Below are 17,551 nucleotides of genomic sequence, written 5' to 3'. Positions count from 1 at the left end.
GTCGTGATATCCGGAATGACGCATTTCTTACCGAAATTACACTACATTTATCTTACATAGGATAAAATCCAGACGGCATCTCGCCAATGGCAGGAACTGCCTCCCTGCCTCGCTCGCTGTCTGGAGGGAGAGATGCTGCTTGTTGCTTGCGGGAAGCGCGTGTGCGCCCTGCCCGGCGGCGTGCCCATTGCGGGCACGCCTCTTTTTGCTTTTGTTTACAATTTTCCCGACGCGCCACGCCGGTTCGACCGGCCTGGCGCGTTCGTTTTGGCTCAGCGCGCGGCGTTCACGTCGGCCACCAGCAGCGCCGCCATGTTGACGATGCGGCGAACGGTCGCCGATTCGGTCAGCACGTGCACCGGCTGTGCGGCGCCCAGCAGGATCGGCCCGATCGCGATGTTGTTGCCGGCAGCCGTCTTCAGCAGGTTGTACGCGATGTTCGCGGCGTCGATGTTCGGCAGGATCAGCAGGTTCGCGTCGCCTTCCAGCGTCGATTCCGGCAGGATTTCCTTGCGCAGCGCCGCGTCGAGCGCGACGTCGCCGTGCATTTCGCCGTCGACCTTCAGTTCCGGCGCGGTTTCCTGCAGGATCGCGAGCGTATCGCGCATCTTCTTCGCCGAAGGCGCATTGCTCGTGCCGAAATTCGAATGCGACAGCAGCGCGACCTTCGGCTCGATGCCGAAGCGGCGCACTTCTTCCGCTGCCATGATCGTGATCTCGGCCAGTTGCTCCGGGGTCGGATCGACGTTCACGTGCGTATCGACGAGGAAAATCTGGCGGCCCGGCAGCACGAGGCCGTTCATCGCCGCGTACACGCTGCAACCCGGGCGCTTGCCGATCACCTGGTCGATGAAGTGCAGGTGGCGGTGCGTGGTGCTGATCGTGCCGCAGATCATCCCGTCCGCTTCGCCCTTCTTCACCAGCATCGAGCCGATCAGCGTCGTGCGGCGGCGCATTTCGACGCGCGCGAGCTGCTCGCTGATGCCCTTGCGCGCCATCATCTTGTGGTACGTCTGCCAGAAGTCGCGGTAGCGCTCGTCGTGCTCGGTGTTGACGACCGTGAAATCGGTGCCCGGCGTGAGGCGCAGGCCATAGCGCTGGATACGGTGCTCGATCACCGACGGGCGGCCGATCAGGATCGGCTTGGCCAGTTTCTCGTCGACGATGATCTGAACGGCGCGCAACACGCGCTCTTCTTCGCCTTCCGCGAACACGACGCGCTTCTTCTCTTCCGGCGCCGCGCGCGCGATCTGGAAGATCGGCTTCATCGTCGTGCCGCTGTGATACACGAACTGCTGCAGGTGGACGCGGTACGCCTCCATGTCCTCGATCGGGCGCGTCGCGACGCCGCCGTCCATCGCGGCCTGCGCGACGGCCGGCGCGATCTTCACGATCAGGCGCGGATCGAACGGCTTCGGGATCAGGTATTCGGGCCCGAACGACAGGTCCTGGATGCCGTACGCGGTCGCGACGATGTCGCTCTGCTCGTGCTGTGCGAGTTCGGCGATCGCATTGACGGCCGCGATCTCCATTTCACGCGTGATCGTCGTCGCGCCGACGTCGAGCGCGCCGCGGAAGATGAACGGGAAGCACAGGACGTTGTTGACCTGGTTCGGGTAGTCGGTGCGGCCGGTCGCGAGAATCGCGTCGGGGCGCACTTCGAGCGCCGCTTCCGGCAGGATTTCCGGCGTCGGGTTCGCGAGCGCGAGGATCAGCGGGCGCTCGGCCATGCCCTTCACCATCTCCTGCTTCAGCACGCCCGCGGCCGACAGGCCGAGGAAGATGTCCGCGCCGTCGATCACTTCGGCCAGCGTCCGCGCTTCCGTTTCGCGCGCGAAACGCTCCTTGTCCGGATCCATCAGCTCGGTGCGGCCCTTGTAGACCACGCCGGCCAGGTCGGTCACCGTGATGTTCTCGAGCGGCAGGCCGATGTCGACCAGCAGGTCCAGGCATGCGAGCGCGGCCGCGCCGGCGCCGGAGGCGACGAGCTTGACCTTCTTGATGTCCTTGTTGACGACCTTCAGGCCGTTCGTGACGGCCGCGGCCACGACGATCGCGGTGCCGTGCTGGTCGTCGTGGAACACCGGGATCTTCATCCGCTTGCGCGCCTCGCGCTCGACGATGAAGCAATCCGGCGCCTTGATGTCTTCCAGGTTGATCCCGCCGAAGGTCGGCTCGAGCGCGGCGATCACGTCCACCAGCTTGTGCGGGTCCGATTCGTTCAGCTCGATGTCGAACACGTCGATGCCCGCGAACTTCTTGAACAGCACGGCCTTGCCTTCCATCACCGGCTTCGACGCGAGCGGGCCGATATTGCCGAGGCCGAGCACTGCCGTGCCGTTCGTGACGACGCCGACCAGATTGCTGCGCGCGGTGAAACGCGCCGCGTTGAGCGGATTCTCGACGATCTCCTCGCACGCGTACGCCACACCCGGCGAGTACGCGAGCGCGAGGTCGCGCTGGTTGATCATCTGCTTGGTCGGGGCGATCGCGATTTTCCCGGGGGTCGGGAATTCGTGATAGTCGAGCGCGGCTTCACGGAGTTTGGCTTTGGAGGAGGCTTGAGTAGACATGTGTCTCGTGGCGGGCGGATTAGAATAACTGTTCGACGGCATTGTAGCGCCAATCATCGGCCGCCAGACCGGCGATTCGGGTGCAACAGCCGCGACAAAAATGAACCGAACGGTGAAGGAACGCTGCCGCTCGCCTCGTACAATGCCGTTCCTCCAATCGTTTCGGATTACCCGCCGTGCCAGCCGCCCTTTCCGAGTTTTCGCTGATCGAACGCTTCTTCACGCGCCGTGCCGCGCAGGGCGCCCGCGCGTCGACGCTCGGCATTGGTGACGATTGCGCGCTGATCACGCCGCGATCCGGGAAATTGCTGGCCATTTCGACGGACATGCTGGTGGAAGGCCGCCATTTCTTCCCCGATGTCGCACCCGACGCACTCGGCCACAAGACGCTCGCGGTCAACCTGTCCGACCTCGCGGCGATGGGCGCCGAGCCGCGCGCGTTCACGCTCGCGTGCGCGCTGCCGCGCGCCGACGCGGCGTGGCTCGAGGCCTTCAGCAACGGGCTGTTCGCGCTCGCCGAGCGCTACGGCTGCGAGCTGATCGGCGGCGACACGACGAGCGGGCCGCTGAACCTGTGCGTGACCGTGTTCGGCGAAGTCGCGCCCGACGCGGCGCTGCGGCGCGACGCCGCGCGCGACGGCGACGACGTGTGGGTGTCCGGCACGCTCGGCGATGCACGCGCAGGCCTCGGCGTCGCGCGCGGCGAATGGGCGGCCGGCACGGACGAAGCGGCCGCGTTCCGGCGCGCGCTCGAGCGGCCCGAGCCGCGCGTCGCGCTCGGCCTGGCGCTGGCCAGCGTCGCGCACGCGGCGCTCGACTTGTCCGATGGCCTCGCCGGCGACCTGCAGCACATCCTGACGCGCTCGAACGTGCGCGCCGAGATCGACGCCGACGCGGTACCGCGTTCGGCCGCGCTCGCGACGCTGCCGCCCGACGTGCAGCGCCGCTGCACGCTGGCGGGCGGCGACGACTACGAGCTGTGCTTCACCGCGCCGGCCGCGGCCCGCGCGGCGGTCGAGGCGGCCGGCGCAACGGCCGGTGTGCCGGTCACGCGAATCGGTACAATACGCGCGTTGTCCGCGCCGTCGGCGCAACCCGCGATCGCGTGGCACGACGCCGCCGGCGCGCCCCTCGCTCTCACGTTGCACGGCTTCGACCACTTCCATGCAGACTGACCCGACGCCCGCGCACGCCGCGGCCGAGACCGGTGCCGCGCACCACGCGCCGAAGCGCGCGACCGTGCGCTTCATGCTGTCGCACCCGGCGCACATCGTGTCGCTCGGCTTCGGCAGCGGGCTCGCGCCGATCATGCCCGGCACGTTCGGCTCGCTGTTCGGCTGGCTCAGTTTCGTCGCGCTCAACCGCTACCTGACGGTGCCCGAATGGTGGGCGCTGATCGCCGTCGGCTTCGTGGCGGGCACGTGGATCACCGGTTTCACCGCGAAGCAGATGGGCACGTCCGATCCAGGCGCCGTCGTCTGGGACGAAATCGTCGCGATCTGGCTCGTGATGCTGTTCGTCACGCCCGCGACGTTCATCGGCCAGCTGTGGGCGTTCGTCGCGTTCCGCTGCTTCGACATGATCAAGCCGCCGCCGATCCGCTATTTCGACCGCCGCCTGACAGGCGGGCCCGGCATCATGGTCGACGACCTGGTCGCCGCGTTCATGACGCTGCTCGTGATCGCCCTGTGGCGCTCCGTCGTCGGCTGACCGATTTCCCGACTCCCGTTTCCCGACGCGCATGCCAACCGATTCCGTCGTCCATCAGCTTGCGATCCGCGCAGGCAACAAGCTGCGTGACGAGCACCTCACGCTCGCCACCGCCGAATCCTGCACCGGCGGGATGATCGCCACGGCGATCACCGACATTTCCGGCAGCAGCCAGTGGTTCGAGCGCGGCTTCGTCACGTATTCGAACCAGGCCAAGATCGAGATGATCGGCGTGCCGCCCGACCTGATCGACAAGCACGGCGCCGTCAGCGAGCCCGTCGCGCGTGCGATGGCCGAAGGCGCGCTGCGCAACAGCCGCGCGCAGGTCGCGCTGTCCGTCACGGGCATCGCGGGCCCGGCCGGCGGCAGCGAGAAGAAGCCGGTCGGCACCGTGTCGTTCGGCTGGAGCAACCGGCTGCATACCGACGTCGAGACGCTCGTGTTCAAGGGCGACCGCGAGCAGATCCGCACGCAGGCGGCCGCGCATGCGCTGCGCGGGCTGCTGAAGCTGCTCGACGAGCGCGAAGGCTGACCGGGGCGCGTGGCGCGCCCCGCCCGCTCGCGGGCCTGCGATACGGAAGCGACGGGAGGTTGTCCGCGCGCGTCAATGCGGCGGACGTCGGGGAAGGCAGGTGCGCGGCCCGCGAATGCGGGCCCGGCGAAGCAAGGCCACCCGGCCGGGCGGCCGGTATGTCAGCGATGCGCGTTGATCGTGTCGCGCGTCTTCTGCGCGGCGAGCGCCGCGGCTTCGGCGAAATCCTCACCCTTGCTCGCGTACAGAATTGCGCGCGACGAGTTGATCATCATGCCGGTGCCGTCGGCCGTGCGGCCCGCGTTGACGGTCGCCTGCACGTCGCCGCCCTGCGCGCCGATGCCGGGGATCAGCAGCGGCATGTCGCCGACGATCCCGCGCACGATCTCGATTTCCTTCGGGAACGTCGCACCGACCACGAGGCCGAGCTGGCCGTTCTTCGCGTTCCACTTGTTCGCCGCGAGGTCGGCGACGACCTGGTACAGCGGCCGGCCGTTCGTGTCGAGGAACTGCAGATCCGAACCGCCCGGGTTCGACGTGCGGCACAGCACGATCACGCCCTTGCCTTCGTGCTCGAAGTACGGCTCGACCGAGTCGTAGCCCATGTACGGATTCACCGTGACGGCGTCCGCGCGATAGCGCTCGAACGCTTCGCGCGCGTACTGCTCGGCCGTGCTGCCGATGTCGCCGCGCTTCGCGTCGAGGATCACGGGCAGGCCCGGATGCTGGAGGTGGATGTGCGCGATCAGGCGCTCGAGCTGGTCTTCCGCGCGATGCGCGGCGAAGTAGGCGATCTGCGGCTTGAACGCGCTCGCGTACGGCGCGGTCGCGTCGACGATCTGCCGGCAGAATTCGAAGATCGCGTCGGGCTGGCCGTCGAACTGCACGGGAAAGCGCGACGGCTCGGGATCGAGGCCGACGCACAGCAGCGAATTCGTGCGCTGCCACGCGGCGCGCAGCGATTCAATGAAAGTAAGCGGGGAAGACATGGCGGGTACTCGCGGCAAACCGTTGGTAGACCGCGTATTTTACCCGCGTCGCCGGCGTCCCTCGCGGGTCGCGGCATTACTGCGTGCATCGACGCGCTCGACGGTGAACGCGAACCGCCGCGTCAGCCGCTCGCCGGGCGCGAGCAGCGTCATCCCGTGCGCGGTCGCGCCGCCCGGCAGGTTCACCGCATTGATCGGATGATCGACCGGCTCGAAGCAGAAGAAATCCTCGCCCGGCGGCGTGTAGAGCACGTACGCGTCGGCATCGGCCGCGACGGTCAACGACAGCCCGCGGCGCGGCCAGCTCACCGTCGCGTGGCCGCCCCAGCCGGTGAACGCGTGATTGACGAGTGCGGCCGGCAACGGATACGCGACGCCGAACTGCCAGGCCGGCGGCACGCTCACGTGCCGCACCGGCAGGAAATCGGCGCCCGACAGCCACAGCCCGCCGGCCGCCGCGGCCAGCTCGGTCACCGTGTCGCGCACGAGGAACGGATGCACGCCGAGCCCGAACGGCAGCCGCGCGCGCCCCGCGTTCTCGATCGTCAGCGCGATCGACAGCGTCGCATCGTCGAGTTCGAACGACTGGATCGCGCGAAACGCATACGGCGCGCCGGCCGTACGGTCGAGCGACAACTGCAGCGTCGTGTCGGTCGCATCGTCCACCTGCCACGGCGCGAGCCAGCCGTCGCCGTGGATCGGCAGCGCCTCGTCGCGGCGGTTGCGCGGCACCGCGACCTTGCGCCCGTCGCATTCGAAGCGCCCGTCGCCGATCCGGTTCGAGTAAGGCAGCAGCGGATAGCACGCGAGCTCGTTCGGGTCCGTCGCCGCCTCCGGATGCTCGCAGCGGCGGAACACCGGCACCAGCGCGCCGTTGTCGCCGCGCCAGTCGAAGCGCGCGATGCCGCCGCCGAGGTGCGGCAGCACGTCGAGCCGCAGCGACGCGTTCGACAGCGAGACGGCCGCCGCATGCGCGGCGCCGACGCCCTGCGCGAACGCGGCCGTCTGCGGGCCGGGGCTGACCGGCTGCGCGGCGGCGGCCAGGCGCGCGCGGCGCGACTGGCTGGTGGACGACGATGCGCGCGAGGACGTGGCGGTCATGGTGAACTCCTTTCCTTCGTCGAAGAAACGATGCAGGTCGATGCGAACGGTCAGGCCCAGCCGCCGTCGACGATCACGTCCTGCGCGGTGATCATCCGGCTGTCGTCGGCCGCGAGGAACAGCGCCATCCGCGCGAGGTCGGCCGGCAGCAGCTCCGCGTCGATGCACTGGCCGGCCTTGATCGCCGCACGGCCGGCGTCGTCGAGCCACAGCCGGCGCTGCTTGTCGGTCATCACCCAGCCGGGCACCAGCGAATTCACGCGGATGCCGAACGGGCCAAGGTCGCGCGCGAGGCCGCGCGTCAGGCCCTGCACGGCCGCCTTCGCCATCACGTAGACGGGATAGCCGCCGTTCTTCAGCATCCAGCTGATCGAACCGAGATTGATGATCGCGCCGCCGCCCTGCCGCTTCATGTCGTCGATCACCGCCTGCGCGGCGAAGAACTGGTGGCGCAGGTTCACCGCGATGCCCGCGTCGAACGAATCGGGCGTCACGTCGCCGATCGCGTGGCGCGTGTCGTTCGCCGCGTTGTTCACGAGTACCGCGATCGCGCCGATGCGTGCGCGGATCGCGTCGATCGCGCGGCGCAGCGCGTCGACGTCGGTCAGGTCGCAGGACAGGAACAGCGGCGCATGGCGCACGTGCGCGAGGCGTTCGGCCAGCGCGGCGCCGGCGCCCGCGTCGAGGTCCACGAACGCGACGCGCGCGCCCTGTTCGGCGAAGTGCTCGACGAACGCCGCGCCGATACCGGTCGCGCCGCCCGTGATCAGCACCGCGCGATCCTCGAGACTCGGATAGCGGGCGTAGCACGCGTCGCTCGCCGCCGCGTGCGCGCCGTTCACTGATGTGTCGATGGTCATGCGGTTCGTCTCCGTGGATTCGGTCAGTCGCGTACGCCGCGGTTCTTCAACTGGTCGAGCAGCACGGCCGCGAGCAGGATCGCGCCGCGCACGAGGTACTGGTAGAACGCGTCGATGTTCAGCAGGTTCATCACGTTCTCGACGGTGCCCATGATCAGCACGCCGATCACGACGCCCGAGATCGTCGCACGGCCGCCCATCAGCGACACGCCGCCGAGCACGCACGCGGAGATCACGTTCAGCTCGAAGCCTTGCGCGGCGTTCGGCTGGCCCGACGTGATGCGCGAAGCGAGGATCACGCCGGCCAGCGCCGTGACCGCGCCCTGGATCAGGAAGATGTAGACGCGCGTGCGTTCGACGTTGATCCCCGCGAGCCGCGACGCCTCGGGGTTGCCGCCGATCGCGAGCGTGTTGCGGCCGTACACGGTCTGGTTCAGCAGCACGCCGAATCCGATGAAGCACAGCAGCGTGACCCAGATCGGCAGCGACACGCCGAACATCGACAGCCCGCCGAGCGCGATGAAGGTATCCGACGACACGCCGACCGCCTGACCTTTCGACACGATGAAGCCGAGCCCGCGCACGATCTCCATCGTCGCAAGCGTCGTGATCAGCGCGTTGATGCGCAGGTACGCGATCACCGCGCCGTTCACGAAGCCGATCGCGGCACCGGCCGCCACTGCCGCGACGATCGCGACGAACGTGTTGTCGGTCGCGTTCAGCACCATCGCGCACAGCACGCCGGAGAACGCGACGGTCGAGCCGATCGACAGGTCGAAGTCGCGCGACGCGAGGCAGAACATCATCGTGCACGCGACCATGCCGATCTGCGAGATCGACAGCGCGAGGCCGAGCATGTTGTCGATCGAGAAGAAGTGATCGACGGTCAGCGACATCGTGATGAACATCACCGCGAAGATCGCGATCAGGCTGTATTCGGTCAGGTGCTGCCACCACTTCTGGCGGTCGCTCTGCTGTGGAACCAGCGCGTCGGCCGATGGCTTCACGGCGGCGCTGGCAAGGTTTTCGTTGGCTTGCATGGTGTGTCTCCTGCTCCTGCATCGCGCGGCCCGCGCCGCGCGTGTTCGATTCGAATGTCCCGGGCTTATCCGGACGTAGGCGGTCGCGTCAGGCCGCCTCGACCGCGCTCGTCTGCGGCAGCGCGAGGTTCAGCACCGCGTGTTCGTTCGCCTGTTCGCGCGGCAGCTCGCCGGCGATCCGGCCTTCGCGCATCACGACGATGCGGTCGGACACGCCGAGCACTTCCGGGAGTTCCGACGACACCATCACGATCGCGCAGCCGCGCTCCGCGAGCCGGTAGATCACGTCGTAGATCTCGTGCTTCGCACCGACGTCGATCCCGCGCGTCGGCTCGTCGAGGATCACGACCTTCAGGTCGGGCTCGGCGAGCCAGCGCGACAGGATCGCCTTCTGCTGGTTGCCGCCCGACAGGAAGCGGATCTTCTGGCGCCGGTTCGGCGTCTTGATCTTCAGCCGCTGGATGAAGCGGTCGGCCGTTTCGCTTTCGGCCTTGCGGTTGATGAACAGCCCCGCGCGCAGCGAATGGCGGCGGCAGCTGATGTTGATGTTCTCCGCGACCGACGCGATCGCGATGATCCCCTCTTCCTTGCGGTCCTCGGGGCACAGCACGATGCCGTGGCGGATCGCGTCGCCGGTGCGCTTCACGTCGATGCGCGCGCCGTCGAGCGTCAGCACGCCCGCGCGCCGGTGGTCCGCGCCGTATACGAGCCGCATCAGCTCGCTGCGGCCCGCGCCCACCAGCCCGAAGAAGCCGACGATCTCGCCCGCGCGCACCGAGAAGCTCGCGGGTTCGCGCAGCGCATGGCCGTCGATGCCTTCGGCGGAGAATCGCACGTCGCCGAGCGTGCGCGGCGCGTAATGATAGATATCCGAAATCTCGCGCCCGACCATCTCGGCGACGAGCCGTTCGCGCGGCACGTCGGCGAGCGACTCGTGCGACGCGATCTTGCGCCCGTCGCGGAAGATCGTGCACGCGTTGCAGAGCCGGTAGATCTCGTCCATCCGGTGCGAGATGTAGATCAGCGCGCGCCCCTGCGCACGCAGGTCGTCGACGAGCTTGAACAGCACCTCGGTCTCGCGATGCGACAGCGAGCTCGTCGGTTCGTCGAGCGCGATCACGCGCGCATTGCGCATCAGCGCCTTGCAGATCTCGACCATCTGCCGCTGCGCGATCGACAGCCGCCCGAGCTTCGCGTCGGGATCGAGATCGACGCCCATCGCCGCGAGCCGCTCGCGCACGTAGCGCTTCGCCTCGCGCTTCCTCACCCAGCCGAACGCGTTCGGCAGGCGGCCGAGCAGCAGGTTTTCCGCGACCGTCAGGTCGGGCACGTACTGCAGCTCCTGGTGAATCACCGCGATGCCGGCCGCGATCGACGCGGCCGCATTCGCGAACTGCACGGGCTGGCCGTCGACCAGCACGCTGCCCGCATCGGGCTGGTATTCGCCGCCGAGAATCTTCAGCAGCGTCGATTTGCCCGCGCCGTTCTCGCCCATCAGGCCATGCACCTCGCCCGCATGCACGTCGAACGAAATGCCGTCGAGTGCGCGCACGCCGGGGAATACCTTGCCGATATTGTCAAAACGCAGTGCCGCTGACACGTCGTCTCCCTCTCCCTGCTTCCGAATCGATCGACCGCCGGCCGCCGCATCGCCGCGGCAGCCGGCGGGCCGCTTACTTCGACGCGAGCCCCATCTCGTCGCGCACCTTCGACACGTTGTCGCGCGTCGCGAGCATGCCGGTCGTCAGCGTCAGCGCCGGCGGTGCCTTGCCCTGCGTGATCCACGCGTACATCAGGTCCGAGGTTTCCTCGCCGTGGCGCTTCGGGCTGATGATCACGGTGCCGTAGAAGCCCGTCGGCTGCGGCTTCTTGAACTCGTTCAGCGCCGAATCGGAACCGCCGATGCCGATGCCGATCATGTTGTCGGCCTTGAAGCCGCGCCCTTCGGCCGCGCGCACCGCGCCGAGCACGGCCTCGTCGTTCAGGCCGTACGCCACCCAGTGCTTGAACTGCGGGTTCTTCGTGAGCGCGATGTTCGCCGCGTTGAACGCGTTTTCCGTGTCGGTCTTCGCCTGCGGCGCCGCGATCACGTTCGCCTTCGGGAAGCCGGCGGCCACCAGCGCGTCGGTCGCGCCGCTCGTGCGGTCGTGTGCGGTCGGCAGCTGCTCGTAGGTGATGTCGATCGCGCCGACGTCCTTCATGTCCCAGCCGCGCTTCTTGATCTCGGCCGCGATGCCGTCGCCGACCTGCTTGCCGATGTTGTATGCGGAGATCCCCATGTGCGGCACCGACTCGATCGGCTTGCCCGCGCCGTCGACGAGGCGGTCGTCGACCGTCATCATCTTCAGGTTGTGCGACTTCGCCTTCGCGACGATGCCCGGCCCGAGCTTCACGTCGGGCGTGCAGATGATGAAGCCCTGCGCCTTCTGCGCGGACAGGTTGTCGATCGCGCTCATCACCTTCTCGCCGGACGGCGCGCCGATCTTCACGAGCGTGAAGCCCTTCTGCTTCGCGGCGATCTCGGCGAATTTCCACTCGTCCTGGAACCACGGCTCTTCCGGCTGCTTCACCAGGAAGCCGATCTTGACCGGGTCGGCCGCATGCGCGACCGGGCTGCCCATCACCACCGCCGCCGCAGCGGCCAGCGTTACGAACGTTCTGCGTTTCATCTCCAGTGTCTCCTTGTTTTCATCGAACAGGATGCAGCCGCTTGTTGGTTTCGACGCAGCGTGCGCGCGGCCGTCGCACGTTGCGGTCTTTCGAATCGTTGCGTCAGTCGTGGTACAGCGCCGCACGCCCGCCGTCGACGGTGATGCATGCGGCATTGATGAACGGCGCCTCGTCGGACGCCAGAAACACGGCCGTCATCGCGACCTCCTCCGGCCTGCCGATCCGCTTCATCGGCTGCAGCGCGAGCGTCTCGGCGCGCGCGGCAGCCGGGTCGGGCTGCGCGTCCCACCAGTCGCGCGTGAGCTGCGTCTCGATGTAGCCCGGCGCGATCGCGTTCACGCGCACGTTGCGCGCCGCGTATTCGATGCCGAGCGCACGCGTGAGACCAAGCACGCCGTGCTTCGCGACCGGGTACGGAAAGCAGCCCGGGATGATCCTGAATGCATGCGTCGACGCGATGTTCACGATGCTGCCGCGACCGCGCTCGACCATCCCTTCCAGCGCCGCGCGGCAGCCGTGCCACACGCCGTCGAGATCGACCGCGAAGCAGCGGCGCCAGTCGTCGTCGGTCATCGTCAGCGGATCGGCGAACACGTTGATGCCCGCGTTGTTCACGAGCACGTCGAGCGGGCCGAACGCCGCTTCGGCCTGGGCGAGCGCATCGCGCACCGCATCCTGCCGCGCGACGTCGGCCTGCAGCGGCAGCACGCGCGCGCCGTCGAATTCGCGTGCAATCGCGGCGGCCGTGTGCTGCGCCTGCGGGAAGTCGAGATCGACGAGCGCGACGGCCGCGCCCTCGCGAACGAACGCGCGGGCGATCGCGGCGCCGATGCCGCGGCCCGCGCCCGTCACCATCGCGACCTTGCCCGCGAGGCGGCCCATCATGCCGCTCCGCCGCGCGCGACGCGCAGGCCGGCCTGGAACGCGCGTGCGTTCGCCGCCGTCGTGTCGGCCGACTGGCCGGGCCGGTACAGCGCCGAGCCGAGCCCGAAGCCGTTCGCGCCGGCGCTGAGGAACGGCTCCATGTTGTCGGGCGAAATCCCGCCGACCGGGATCAGCGGCACGGCACGGTCGATCACCGCGCGCCACGCCTTCACGACCACCACGCCGAGCTGTTCGGCAGGGAACATCTTCAACACGTCGGCACCGTTCGCGAGTGCCGCGAACGCTTCGGTCGGCGTCGCGACGCCCGGTGCGCTCGCGAGGCCGCGCTCGCGCGCGCGGCGGATCACGGCCGCGTCGCTGTGCGGCATCACGATCAGCGCGCCGCCCGCATCCTGCACGCGGTCGACATACTCGGCACGCAGCACGGTGCCCGCGCCGACGATCATGTCGTCGGGCAATGCGCGCCGCAGCGCCGCGATGCTGTCGAACGGATCCGGCGAGTTGAGCGGCACCTCGACGATCCGGAACCCGGCTTCATACAGCGCACGGCCATGGTCGGCCGCTTCGGCGGGCGTGATGCCGCGCATGATCGCGATCAGCGGACACGCATCGAACGCACGCATCAATGCGGCGTGGGGCGTGTACGGCGCGGGCAATGTCAGGTCGGACGGCATCGAAGTTTCCTCTGCAAGCAGTTCATTGGTCGGCGCAGACGGGCTCGCCGTCCGCGCGCACGAGCCCGGCGCGCGACGCGATCCGCCACAGGCCGAGCTCGGTCGCATGCGCGGCGACACGCGCATGCGCATGGCCGAATACCTGGAGCGCATCGACGTAGCGCGAACACAAGCCGTCGTCGCCGATCAGCAGCAGCGGCTGGTCCGCGAGCGCGATGCCGCGCTCCGCGAGCATCGCGTCGAGCGCGTTGAGCTCATGGCCGATCAGCAGGCCGGACAGGTAGTCGCCCTGCGCGTCGGGCGCAAGCCGGTCGGTCAGCCCCAGCGTGCGCGTGCTGAAGATCGTCGCGAGCAGCCCCGTGCGCTGCGCGCCGCGCGCGACCGACACGCCGCGCACGAACGCGTCGCGATCCGGCGAAGCGCCCGCGCGCATCGTGCGGCCGAGGATCGTGTGGTCGCGCAGCACCGCGAACAGCTCGCCCGTCATGAAGGTCTGGAAACGCTCGATCAACCCGTCCTTCACCCACGCCCATTTCGCATGCGTGCCCGGCAAGCCGATCAGTACCCCTGAACGATCGGCGCCAAGCGTGGGATCGCTCGCGAGTGCACCGAATATCTGCGTTTCTTCGCCGCGCATCACGTCGGGCAGTTCGCCCGTCGCGATCACGCCCGGCACGATCGAGACCGTCGCGCCGCGCGACGTCGTCACCGTGATGAGGCCCGCGACGAGTGCGTTGGCACCGGCCGGCACGGCGACGTACGGCGCCTCGCGCCAGCCCTGCGCGCTGCCGACCATCCCGGCGGCGAGCACCGGCAGGCCGGGCGTGCGGTCGAGCCAGTCGCCGCATGCTTCCTCGAACACGGCGTCGAACGCGCGCGCGCCGCCGCCCGGCACATGCATGACGCCCGCCGCGCGGCTGCGCGTGTCGAGCAGCGCGCCGTGCGCGTCGTACAGGTAAGCGCGCAGCGACGTCGTACCCCAGTCGAGCGCGATCAGCGACGGGGCGGCGGTGCTGGCAACCGGAACGGGCCGGGTCGAAGTGGTCATCGTTTGATCCTGCGGGTACCCTGCGGCGGGCTCCAGCCCAGTTCCGCGGAAATGGCTCGCGCTTCGCGCTGCACGAGCGGAATCAGTTCGTCCATCCGGTCGTGCGGCATGTACGGAATGGTGCTGGCGACCGACACGGCCGCGACGACCGCACCCGACGCATCGCGGATCGGTGCGGCAACGCAGCGGATCGACGCCTCGTTCTCCTCGAGGTCGAACGTATAGCCGCCGGCCGCGTAATGGGCCATGCGCTGCAGGAACGCGTTCGTCTCGGGCCGGTTGTCGGGCTTGAAATTGACGCCGGCCAGCGCGCGCCGCGCGGCTTCGAACAGCGAGCGCCACAGGTCGGGATCGAGGTCGAGCATCATCGCCTTGCCGATGCCGGTCGACGCGAGCGGCATCCGGTGGCCGACGCGCGAGCGCATCTCGAGGCCGCGCGTGCCGGGAATCTTGTCGATGTACAGCACGTCGTCGCCGTCGCGCACGCCGAGGTGGATCGTGTCGAGCGTCGCTTCCGCGAGCGCTTCGAGATGCGGCCGCGCCACCGCGGTGAGCGGCATCTGCTCCAGCGCGATCGTGCCGAGCTCGATCAGCTTCGGGCCGAGCAGGTAGCCGCCCTGCACCTGGCGCAGGTAGCGCGCCTGCACGAGGCTGCTGACGAGACGGTGCGTCGTGCTGCGCGTCGTGCCGAGCGCCGCGCCGATCGCCCGCATGTCGCGCGCGCCGTTCGCGATCGCCTCGAGGATCGCGAGGCCGCGCAGCAGCGTCTGCGTGCCGGCCTGCTGCGCGGCGAGATCGAGCGGCGTGCTGGTCGCGCCGATGCTGTCGGTCAGCGATACATCGTCCGGCGTCGCGCGCCGGGCGTCGAGGGCAAGGGAATCGGGCATCTTGGTCATGGAACGGGCTTCTTCAACGGAATCGGTGAAGCCATCCGCGCGGCGCCGGAACGAGGTCCCGTGCTGCGGCGTGGCGGCGGTCGATGCACCGAGTAAAGCGCCCGGCGAACTTCATGGAAGGTGTCTCCGTGTGCGACGGGCGCCGCGCGATGCGTGGGTCCGAAGCTGTCGATGTGCTTCGGATTGTAGGAGCGCACGCACTCGTCTCCAATATTTGAGTGCGTTGTCCAGATAATGAGAATTCGGCGAAAACCGGCCAGGAGCGCGACGCAACGGCCGCGCCATGAGCACGGGGGCGGAACCCGCCGTGCCGCAGGTTCCGCCCCCGTTTGTTCACGACGCGCCGCGCTTACTGCTGGGTGCTCGTGCTGCGTGCCTGCATGTAGCGCTGCACGTCCGCGAACGACACGCGGCCGCTGCCGCCCGCATCGATCTGCCGGAAGTGGTTCGCGACATAGCCGAGGCCGGCCGCCCGCGCCTGCGACTCGGTGATCGCACCCGTGTTCTGCGTGTCGGCCGCGCTGAACTGGCTCGCGAGCTTGCGCACGACCTGCGCGTGCAGCGCGGCGCCCGTCGTCTGCGTGCCGGCGGTCGCCTTGCGCGCGGCCGGCGGCACGTACGGATCGCCGAGCTGCGCCTGGCGCGCACGCGCCGGTGCGGCGGCGTCGCTCGCCTGCGCGAACGCGGATACGGATGCTGTGGCGCCGGCGCATGCAAGCGCCGCGGCAGCGACGATGAAACGTTTCTTCATATCAGGCTCCAGTCTGGAATGAGGTCGTCGACGGCCGGCGAGCGGCGCCGTCACGGGCGCGCGTCGCCGGCCTCGCACATCGCATCAGTGCGCGGCCGCGTTGTAGAAGGTCACGAGGTCGGCTTTCTCCTGCGGACGCGACGTATCGTCGAGATAGACCATGTGTCCGCCCTGATAGTCCTTGATCGTCAGGTTCGGCTGCGTCCCGAGCCGCGCGAGGTCGAGCTCGGTCTGGTAGAACGGCGTCGCGATGTCGTGATACCCGTTCAGCGACAGCACCTTCAGTTGCGGATTCAGCGTCAGCGCCGCGGCGAGGTCGGGGATCGTGTCGGGCATCGCGAGCCCGTCGTGCGTCCAGTCCCACGTGTTGATCGCATTGCTGCTCACCGAGTAGGCCGACTGCGCGGTGTACTTCAGCTCGTTCGGCAGGTACTTGCCGATCGTGTCGGTGAACGGCTTCGTGATGAACGAGCTCGACGGATCGCCGTCGGCCGCGAGCGGGCTCGACACCGGCACGTTCACGCGCGCGTCGTAGCGGCCGATCAGCGTGCCCGGGACCAGCGACAGCTGGAAGCTGTTGTCGAAGAAGGTCGGGACCACGTTGAAGTCCGCATTCCACAGCGACTGCTTCACGCCCGTCGCATTCACCATCGTCGTGACGAGGTTCGGCGGCGGCGGCGTATGGCTCGCGAGATACGCGTTCACGGCGGGCGCGTAGCTGCCGGCCGTCAGCAGGCGCATCTGGTCCGCATACTGCGGCAGGTTCGACGGGTTCGGATTGTCGAGCTGGTAGTACGCACCGACGGTTCCGTACGACGGCACGAAGCCCGCGCAGCTCACCGGGCTCGATCCGTTGTTCGAGTTGCCGATGTAGTCGCTCGCCATGTCGCAGTTCGTGTTGTAGTTCAGGATCGACGACTGCAGCACGACGCCGTCGAGCTTCACGCCGGCCGTCTCGAGCAGGTTCGCGAGCACGTCGGTGCGCGGCGTGCCGTACGATTCGCCGAACAGGTATTTCGGCGAAGCGCTGCGCTGGTTCACGGCCAGGTAGCGCGTGACGAAATCACGGAACGCGCCGCCGTCCTGGTCGACGCCCCAGAACGTCTGGTTCGTGTTCGGCGCGATCGCTTCGGAGAAGCCCGTGCCGATCGCATCGACGAACACGAGGTCGGTCGTGTCGAGCAGGCTTTCCTGGTTGTCGACGAACGGGAACGTCGACGTGTTCGCGTTCGGGTCGCCGGTCTGGATCCGGCGCGGGCCGAACGAGCCGAGGTGCAGCCACACCGAGGCCGAGCCCGGGCCGCCGTTGTACAGGAACGTCACGGGCCGCTTCGCCGCCGGCTGGTTGTCGGCCGTGTAGGCGACGTAGAAGAACGACGCTTCGGGCGCGCCCGTCTGCGGGTTGCGCGCGACGAGGTGGCCGGCCGTGGCCGTGTACCGGATCGTCTTGCCGTTCAGCGTGATCTGATGATGCGTGACGGCCGCTTTTTCGACCGCGGCGGAGGCATCGAGCGACGCAGTCGCGCTCGACGAATAACTATTGGGATCGTTGTACGCCTTGTCCACCTGAGCGGCGGGATCGGCTGAATTGTCGGCGCTCGCAGCAGCGGACGATGTCACGTCGTCGTTGCAGGCCGTCAGAATCAGCGAAGAAAACACCACCCCCAACAACAGCTTCGCTTTGCTCGCTGGCATCGTTGCTTTCCTTCTCTCGGATGTTTTTTGTGTCGAGCAGCCGGATAAGCCGCCCCCCGCCTCGATTGCGGCCGATAAGCCGAGGCGCTGGCCAATATACGCGAGCCCGTCAGCTTTGAAAAATTTT

At 68.4% G+C, this 17,551-nt stretch carries 16 protein-coding genes; 3 read left to right on the top strand and 13 right to left on the bottom strand.

The window, feature by feature from the left end; all coding sequences use genetic code 11:
* Positions 1-272: 272 nt before the first annotated feature.
* Positions 273-2,615: an NADP-dependent malic enzyme gene (locus DIE03_RS27110; RefSeq protein ID WP_311767312.1), complete on the bottom strand. Its 2,343-nt coding sequence runs from the start codon at positions 2,613-2,615 to the stop codon at positions 273-275.
* Between the two features lie 134 nt (positions 2,616-2,749).
* On the opposite strand from DIE03_RS27110, the gene thiL reads away from it, so the two are divergent.
* The 3 genes from thiL to DIE03_RS27090 are packed head-to-tail and all read left to right on the top strand — an operon-like array spanning position 2,750 to position 4,815.
* Positions 2,750-3,748, top strand: coding sequence for a thiamine-phosphate kinase (gene thiL, locus DIE03_RS27100; RefSeq protein WP_124455356.1), 999 nt, complete (start codon positions 2,750-2,752; stop codon positions 3,746-3,748).
* A complete protein-coding gene (locus DIE03_RS27095; protein ID WP_124455355.1) occupies positions 3,738-4,283 on the top strand; it encodes a phosphatidylglycerophosphatase A in 546 nt (181 codons plus the stop codon). Before thiL ends, DIE03_RS27095 begins: the two co-directional genes overlap by 11 nt.
* Positions 4,284-4,314: 31 nt before the next feature.
* Positions 4,315-4,815, top strand: a complete 501-nt coding sequence (locus DIE03_RS27090) for a CinA family protein (RefSeq protein WP_124455354.1) — start codon at positions 4,315-4,317, stop codon at positions 4,813-4,815.
* 161 nt (positions 4,816-4,976) lie between these two features.
* Here DIE03_RS27090 and pyrF read toward each other — a convergent pair whose 3' ends face one another.
* From pyrF to DIE03_RS27025, 12 genes are all read right to left on the bottom strand, one after another.
* Complete coding sequence (gene pyrF, locus DIE03_RS27085; protein WP_006483119.1) at positions 4,977-5,804, bottom strand: orotidine-5'-phosphate decarboxylase; 828 nt, start codon at positions 5,802-5,804, stop codon at positions 4,977-4,979.
* A 39-nt stretch (positions 5,805-5,843) separates the two neighbouring features.
* The gene (locus DIE03_RS27080) at positions 5,844-6,905 is read right to left on the bottom strand and encodes an aldose 1-epimerase (RefSeq protein WP_124455353.1); all 1,062 of its coding nucleotides are present in this window, start codon (positions 6,903-6,905) and stop codon (positions 5,844-5,846) included.
* A 50-nt stretch (positions 6,906-6,955) separates the two neighbouring features.
* Entirely contained in the window at positions 6,956-7,765 is an 810-nt protein-coding gene (locus DIE03_RS27075) for an SDR family NAD(P)-dependent oxidoreductase (RefSeq protein WP_124455352.1), read from the bottom strand.
* 23 nt (positions 7,766-7,788) lie between these two features.
* The gene (gene araH / locus DIE03_RS27070) at positions 7,789-8,805 is read right to left on the bottom strand and encodes an L-arabinose ABC transporter permease AraH (protein WP_089434525.1); all 1,017 of its coding nucleotides are present in this window, start codon (positions 8,803-8,805) and stop codon (positions 7,789-7,791) included.
* A gap of 88 nt (positions 8,806-8,893) precedes the next feature.
* On the bottom strand, positions 8,894-10,405 hold the full coding sequence (gene araG / locus DIE03_RS27065; protein WP_124455351.1) for an L-arabinose ABC transporter ATP-binding protein AraG: 1,512 nt from the start codon (positions 10,403-10,405) through the stop codon (positions 8,894-8,896).
* Between the two features lie 73 nt (positions 10,406-10,478).
* Positions 10,479-11,474, bottom strand: a complete 996-nt coding sequence (locus tag DIE03_RS27060) for an arabinose ABC transporter substrate-binding protein (RefSeq protein WP_124455350.1) — start codon at positions 11,472-11,474, stop codon at positions 10,479-10,481.
* A gap of 103 nt (positions 11,475-11,577) precedes the next feature.
* Positions 11,578-12,357, bottom strand: a complete 780-nt coding sequence (locus DIE03_RS27055; protein WP_124455397.1) for an SDR family oxidoreductase — start codon at positions 12,355-12,357, stop codon at positions 11,578-11,580.
* Complete coding sequence (locus DIE03_RS27050; protein ID WP_124455349.1) at positions 12,357-13,034, bottom strand: 2-dehydro-3-deoxy-6-phosphogalactonate aldolase; 678 nt, start codon at positions 13,032-13,034, stop codon at positions 12,357-12,359. Before DIE03_RS27050 ends, DIE03_RS27055 begins: the two co-directional genes overlap by 1 nt.
* Before the next feature lie 22 nt (positions 13,035-13,056).
* Positions 13,057-14,082, bottom strand: coding sequence for a 2-dehydro-3-deoxygalactonokinase (locus DIE03_RS27045; protein ID WP_124455348.1), 1,026 nt, complete (start codon positions 14,080-14,082; stop codon positions 13,057-13,059).
* Entirely contained in the window at positions 14,079-14,978 is a 900-nt protein-coding gene (locus tag DIE03_RS27040; protein WP_124455347.1) for an IclR family transcriptional regulator, read from the bottom strand. The genes DIE03_RS27045 and DIE03_RS27040 overlap by 4 nt, the downstream gene beginning before the upstream one ends.
* Before the next feature lie 349 nt (positions 14,979-15,327).
* Positions 15,328-15,729: an EF-hand domain-containing protein gene (locus DIE03_RS27030; protein ID WP_124455346.1), complete on the bottom strand. Its 402-nt coding sequence runs from the start codon at positions 15,727-15,729 to the stop codon at positions 15,328-15,330.
* An 84-nt stretch (positions 15,730-15,813) separates the two neighbouring features.
* Positions 15,814-17,424, bottom strand: a complete 1,611-nt coding sequence (locus DIE03_RS27025) for a S10 family peptidase (protein WP_185658226.1) — start codon at positions 17,422-17,424, stop codon at positions 15,814-15,816.
* Between the last annotated feature and the right edge of the window lie 127 nt (positions 17,425-17,551).

The sequence above is a fragment of the Burkholderia sp. Bp8992 genome (assembly GCF_003853705.1).
Classification (GTDB): Bacteria; Pseudomonadota; Gammaproteobacteria; order Burkholderiales; family Burkholderiaceae; genus Burkholderia.
This window is presented reverse-complemented; position numbering and strand designations above follow the sequence as displayed.